7 protein-coding genes are annotated in these 6007 nt (G+C 67.6%); 3 read left to right on the top strand and 4 right to left on the bottom strand.

All coding sequences use genetic code 11. From position 1 onward, the window contains the following. Positions 1-119: 119 nt before the first annotated feature. Together ACIA1L_RS33325 and ACIA1L_RS33320 are read left to right on the top strand one after the other, a co-directional pair. Positions 120-617, top strand: coding sequence for a hypothetical protein (locus ACIA1L_RS33325; protein WP_396077061.1), 498 nt, complete (start codon positions 120-122; stop codon positions 615-617). 137 nt (positions 618-754) lie between these two features. Further along, complete coding sequence (locus tag ACIA1L_RS33320; protein WP_396077060.1) at positions 755-1081, top strand: STAS domain-containing protein; 327 nt, start codon at positions 755-757, stop codon at positions 1079-1081. Positions 1082-1132: 51 nt separating this feature from the next. Here the strand turns inward: ACIA1L_RS33320 and ACIA1L_RS33315 are convergent, their stop codons facing one another. Continuing rightward, positions 1133-1639 (bottom strand): response regulator, encoded by a 507-nt coding sequence (locus ACIA1L_RS33315; protein WP_396077059.1) that lies wholly within the window; start codon positions 1637-1639, stop codon positions 1133-1135. 434 nt (positions 1640-2073) lie between these two features. Between ACIA1L_RS33315 and ACIA1L_RS33310 the strand changes: the two genes are divergently transcribed. Next, entirely contained in the window at positions 2074-2973 is a 900-nt protein-coding gene (locus tag ACIA1L_RS33310) for an isocitrate lyase/phosphoenolpyruvate mutase family protein (RefSeq protein WP_396077058.1), read from the top strand. An 8-nt stretch (positions 2974-2981) separates the two neighbouring features. Here the strand turns inward: ACIA1L_RS33310 and ACIA1L_RS33305 are convergent, their stop codons facing one another. From ACIA1L_RS33305 to ACIA1L_RS33295, 3 genes are all read right to left on the bottom strand, one after another. After that, a complete protein-coding gene (locus tag ACIA1L_RS33305) occupies positions 2982-4460 on the bottom strand; it encodes a molybdopterin-dependent oxidoreductase (protein WP_396077057.1) in 1479 nt (492 codons plus the stop codon). Positions 4461-4465: 5 nt separating this feature from the next. Further along, positions 4466-5104 carry a fasciclin domain-containing protein gene (locus ACIA1L_RS33300; protein ID WP_396077056.1) on the bottom strand — a complete coding sequence of 213 codons (639 nt, stop codon included), beginning with the start codon at positions 5102-5104 and terminating at the stop codon, positions 4466-4468. A gap of 69 nt (positions 5105-5173) precedes the next feature. Continuing rightward, a complete protein-coding gene (locus tag ACIA1L_RS33295; protein ID WP_396077055.1) occupies positions 5174-5920 on the bottom strand; it encodes an anti-sigma factor domain-containing protein in 747 nt (248 codons plus the stop codon). Positions 5921-6007 lie beyond the last annotated feature (87 nt).

Raw genomic sequence — 6007 nt, 5'->3', positions numbered from 1 at the left:
TCCTATTCGCCATGCTCCGCGACCGCAGCCCCTACCAAACACGACCGAGCGACCACGCTCTCGCCGCTTGACGAAACCCATAGGGACACCCCCCCTGGCTGCTCCCCACACTGATCGCTGTGCTGACCGTACTCGCGGTGTCGCTGCTGCTGGCACGCTGCGGTGCGCAAGATGCGACGCAATTAACGAACCGCGAATCCGGCCCCGACACACCCGCGCCGCCGGCAGCAACTTCGGCTCCGGCCCCCGTCCCGGGCAGCGTCATCGCCAAGGGAGAGAACGTGCTCGGCGCCGACAACGTCCAGAATCTGCGCGCCAACGACGCCGCGAAGGCGACCGCGCATCGCGTACGGGTCCAGTCCGTGCCGGCCGACGAAGGATTCTGGATCGGACCGAACACCCGAGACCGGCTCTGGGTCACCTTGACCGGCACGCACGGCGAATCCATCTTCACGGTGAAACGCGGCGACACCGCCGAGTTCACCGGCGTGATCGCCCGTGTCACCCCGAATTTCACCACTGACGCCGGCATCACCCGCGACGAAGGCACCGACCAGATCAACCAGCAGGGCTTCTACCTTTCCGTACCGGCCGCCAGCGTCAAACTGTCTTCCTGAGCCGCACCCCCATCCTTGCCGAGATGGCGCTGGCGGGCCGGTGGTCCCGCCTGCCCGACACCTCAGGTTCTCCACAGGAGATTAGGCTGTTTCGACCGCAGCGCCTACGCGGCGAAGACGATCCGTGGGAGGGCCGCATGGAGCCGATTTGGCGTCACGTCGTACAGCGGATCGAGAACAGCTGCACGGTCATCCTCAGCGGGGAACTCGACCTGAGCAGCGTCGACGAGCTCACCGCGTTGTTCCTGTTCGAAGCGGAAAGCCCGGCCACTCGCGTGATCCGGGTGGACCTCGCCGGGGTGCATTTCCTCGACTCGTCCGCCATCGGCGCCTTGATCACCGGCTACAAGGCCGCCCAGGCCTGCGACACCGCCTTTACCGTCGGCGGCGCGCAAGGCTACGTCCGCAGAGTTCTCGACATCGCCGGCGTCCTACCGCTGTTTGACGGTCCCGCAGAAACGTGAGCAGCTCGGTAGTCCAGTGACGGCCACCAGCACTGCAGGGTCCGAGCCGTTCTAGAAGGTCGGCTGATCGGGCGATCGCCGCGGCAGCACGGCGAGGTGCCCGTAGAAATTCCTGATCGCCATCACGACCCGCTCGTAGTCGTCGAGGTCGATCGGCTTGGTGATGTAAGCGTTGGCGTGCCTGCTGTAGCTGGCAATGACGTCGCTGTCCAACGACGAGGTGGTGAACACGATCGTCGGAATCGACTTGAGCACGGGATCGGCTTTGATCTCGGCCAGAGCCTGACGGCCATCCACGCGCGGCATGTTCAGATCCAGCAGGATCAGATCCGGCCGCGGCGCGTCCCGGTGCGCGCCCTCGCGTCGCAGGAACGCCAGGGCCTCGGAGCCATCGCCGACGTGGTGTAACTCGCTGCGGATGCTGTGCTCGTCGAACGCGTTCTCCACGAGCGCGAGGTCGCCGAAATCGTCCTCGACCACGAGTACCTGTAGCAGCGGCCCCTCAGGGGCCCCCGCTGTTGCCTCGCGCTGCTCAGCTTCTCTCGCCACCTGATCCACGCTACGCGAGAGTTCGCGGCCCGTCGCAGCGCAGGACTGCCGTACCGAGCGGGCTTAAGCGAATATCTCATTTCGCCCCGACGTTCTCTCGCCTTCGCGCATCATCGACGTTCGTCGTCACGATTCGGGGAACCGCAGCGTCAGTGGATCTCGCACAACAATGGTGAATAGAAGTCTGGGTGTGTCCTGGGAATGTGCTGGGTATCAGCGTCGCCGCAGCTACTGAACGACCCGCCGCCGCTCGGCCCCCGCGGCACGGTGAAGGCCGAAAACCGCCAGCTATCGCCCTAGCGCTCAGGGAAGACTTGGGCAGACCGACGACATGATGACCGGCCAATCTTCGATGCCCCCTGATAGGCGTGGATGTGCCGTCACACGGTGTGGATTTCCGGCCACGATGTCGTTCGGAAACTGCCGAATCGAGGATGGGCGCCATGGTCGACGCATCAAATATTGTTAAAGCGCGTACGTTTCGCGCCTTGCACGAACAGCCTCTGTTGGTGCTGCCGAATGCATGGGATGCGGCAAGCGCGTCTCTGATTGCCCGCGCCGGCGCTGCGGCTGTCGCCACTACCAGCGGTGGGATGGCCTGGTCACTGGGCGTGCCTGACGGAGAAGCCCTGACCCGTCAGCAAATGATGGCAGCGGTTCACCGCATCTGTGCGGCCGTTGACGTGCCGGTCACCGCAGACATAGAAGGCGGATACGGGAGCACGCCCGAAGACGTCGCGGCCACCGTCCGGGCCACTATCGAAGCCGGCGCGGTAGGGATCAACATCGAGGACTCGCATGCCCGGCACGGAACTCTGCGGCCTCCGGGCGAACAAGCCCGCCGGCTGCAAGCTGCCCGGCATGCGGCGGCTGACGTGGGACTGCCACAACTCATGATCAATGCTCGGACAGATGTCTATCTGCTGAACGCCATCGCACCCGCGCGCCGCTTCGACGAAGTCATGATCCGCGCGAGTGCATATGCCGAGGCCGGCGCTGACTGCCTGTTCGTGCCGGGCCTGTCAGATCTCGCCACACTCAGCGCGCTCACCGCGGCGTCACCCCTACCTGTCAACGCGATGGCAGGACCTACAGGCCCCACCATCGGCGAACTGGCGACGGCCGGAGTCCGCCGGGTCAGCGTCGGCACGGCGCTCGCCCAAGCGGCATACGGCCTCGTCGAGCAAGCCACCCGCGAACTGCTGGAGTCGGGCACCTACGGTGCGCTCGATGAAGCGGTTGCTTATGCAGATCTCAACGCGATGTCATTCGGTGAAGACCAGCGCTATGGATTCTTGCCAGAAACCGAACCTCTTCGGGTTTGTGTTGAGCGACCGGACTGAGGGCGTTCTCAGTCCACTGTCGCCGTGATGGTGTGCCATCCGGTCGCCCCGTCGGGGAACGGGGTGGCGCGCTGTTCCGTCTGGACCGCGCCGGTGCCGTCGGTGGCCCGCACGGCGAGGGTGTGCGGTCCCGGGGTCGCTTTCCACTCGTAGCGCCACTGCACCCAGGTGTCGGACGACGGCACCGGCAACAGCTCGGCCTTCTGCCAGCCTCGGTCATCGACCCGGACTTCGACCGTACGGATGCCGCGGCCCTGGGCCCACGCCACGCCCGCCACCGTCGTCGTGCCCGCCTGGATCGTGGCGAACGGGCGCGGCTTGTCGATCCGCGAGGCGGTCTTCACCGGCCCCTGCGCTGCCCAGCCGCGGCGTACCCAGTACGCGTCGAAGTCGGCGAACGTGGTCAGTTCCAATTCGGTCACCCACTTGCAGGACCCGGCGTAGCCGTACAGGCCGGGGGTGAGCATGCGGACCGGGAAGCCGTGCTCAACCGGCAGCGGCTCGCCGTTCATGCCGACGCAGAGCATGGCGTCGCGGCCGTCGAGCAGGGTGGCGACCGGCGTACCGATGGTCATGCCTTCCACCGACCGGGCGACGAGTTGGTCGGCCTCCGGGTCGACGCCCGCCTCGGCGAGCAGGGGGGCCAGGGGGATGCCGAGCCACCGTACGGTGCCGATGTACGGCCCGCCGACCTCGTTGGACACGCAGTTGAGGGTGATGTCGCGTTCCTTGAGTGGCCGCTCGAGCAGGTCGGCGAACGACAACTCCAGTTCCTTGTCGACCCTGCCGTGGATCCGCAGCGACCAGGTGTCCACATCGATCTTGGGCAGGCTGAGGGCGGTGTCGACCCGGTACAGCTTCGCGGAGGTGAAGCCGGGCGCCTGGCCGGAGGGCAGCGGCTTGGCGGGGTCGGCGGCTGCGGGTAGTTTGATGGCTTGCCGGGAGCGGGTGATTGCGCTGCCGCGGACCCGTTTGACGGTCTCGGCCGCGCCGCCGAAGAGGACGGCGCCGCCGGTGACGAGCAGGGCGGTGCGCAGGAAGGTCCGCCGGTCTGGGCGGGCGACCCGGGCCCGGGTCCAGAGCAGTGCACCGCCGGCGATCGTGGCGCCCAGTAGTGACGGCACGGCGTCGTAGAGGGTCGCGGCGGGGCGGGACAGTGCTGCCGCGGCGCCGGCGAGGCCGAACAGCGCGGCTCCGGCGATCGCCGCCCAGCGGCGGCGGACGGTCAGGACGCCGACGACGGCGGTGAAGAGGATCAGGACGAGTCCGATGCTGCCCAGCAGTACCGGTTTGTCCCAGGTGCCGAGGTTGCGGACTGCGAATTCCTTGACCGGGGTGGGCGTCGCGTCGATGACCGCGCTGCCGACGGCGACTAGCGGTGCGGCCGCCGGGCGGGTGGCCGCCGCGAGCAGTTCCGCGGCGGCAACACCCAGGGCGGCGCAGAGGACGCCGGTCAGCGCCGGTTTTCCGGTACGCCGGAGAAGCATCAGGGTCAGCTCTTCGGCATCAGGACGGAGTCGATGATGTAGACGGTGGCGTTGGCGGTCTGCACGTTGCCGCACACCACCGAGGCGTCGCCGACCTTGAAGTCGGTGCCGCTGCCGGTGACCTTGACTTCGCCGCCTTGCAGCGTCTTGTGTGAGCCGGCGAGCTGTTCGGGGCTGAGCTTCTCGGGTACGACGTGCAGGGTGAGGATGCTGGTCAGGGTCTTCTTGTCGGCGAGGACCTTCTTGAGGTCCGCGGCGGGGATCTTGTCGAACGCCGAGTTGGCCGGGGCGAAGACGGTCAGTTCCTCGGCGGTGTTGAGGGAGTCGACCAGTCCGGCCTGCTTGACCGCGCTGACCAGGGTGGATAGGACGGGGTTGCCGGAGGCGGCGGTGGCGACCGGCTCCTTGGCCATGGCGGCGAAGCTGCCCGGGTTTGATGAGTCGGTGGGCACCGCGGAGCATCCCGGGCCGAAGTTGGTCATGCTGTCGGTGGCGGGAGAGGACATCATCGGCGCGGACGATGTCATGGTCGTCGGCGCGGCGGCGGAGCCGGTGTTTTCCGACTTCGAGTCGTCACCGCACGCGGCCAGCGACACGGTGAACAGGGCGGCCGCGGCGACAGCGGTGAAACGGGTGACGCGCATGGAAGAACTCCTCCATCGTGGATTTCTCTGACACCACGGATTCGGAGCAGATCGGGTACTGGATGGGTCTCATCTGAGACGGATTAGCGCGACGGCGGGTGTTGTCGGGGCGAGAGAGCCACCGGCGGGTTCCAGCGTCACACCGACGGCGTCGGCGCCGGACAGACCGTCGATGACGTGCATAGCCGCGGATTGCCCGGCGGGAAGGACCGCTGCCGAGGTCGGCGTCGTGGCACGGATCGTCCAGAGCTGAAGTGCCTGGTTGCGGGCTGGCCGGATGTTCGCGCTCAGCGCCACTACACCCGCGTGGCGTGACGCCGAGGAGGCGACGGTGACCGTGCCGCCTCCACGTACTGCCGTGGTCTTGAGGACTACGTCGGGGGCGGTCAGGATGCCCTGGGCCTGGTCCTCGCGTTGTCCGGCTGCGGACGCGGCAGCACTCTGATCGCGGATCCGCTGCTCCTGCACTCCGTAGACGGTCACGCCGGTGCCCGCGGCGAGCACCACGGCCGCCGCTGCGGCGATCGAGTACCGCCGCCATCGTGACGGATCGGCGGATGTTCGCGCGGTGTTCTGCGCGGTGGGTGGGATCTGCCGGGTACGGGCGACCGCGGTCATCACGTCGGCGCGCAGTCGTCGCGGCGGCACCGACCAGGTGCTGGCGGCGAGGCGAGCCCCCGTCTCGCGCAGTTCCCGGGTCTCGGTGAGGCAGACCGCGCAGCCGGCGAGGTGGCGTTCGAAGGCGACGCATTCGAGGTCATCGGCCGCATGCAGGGCGTAGACGCCGGCCAGTGCGTGGACATCTGTCGTGGTCACTGGTGGACCCTCCTCTCTACGGGACTTGAGAAGGTGCCCGTGGTTAGATGCCGGTGAGAGCCGGGGTGACGGCCCGTGGTGGTCGCC

The organism is Actinoplanes sp. NPDC051859 (genome assembly GCF_044452725.1).
GTDB lineage: Bacteria > Actinomycetota > Actinomycetes > Mycobacteriales > Micromonosporaceae > Actinoplanes.
The sequence above is the reverse complement of the archived record's forward strand: the minus strand, read 5'-3'. Positions and strand labels throughout refer to the sequence as shown.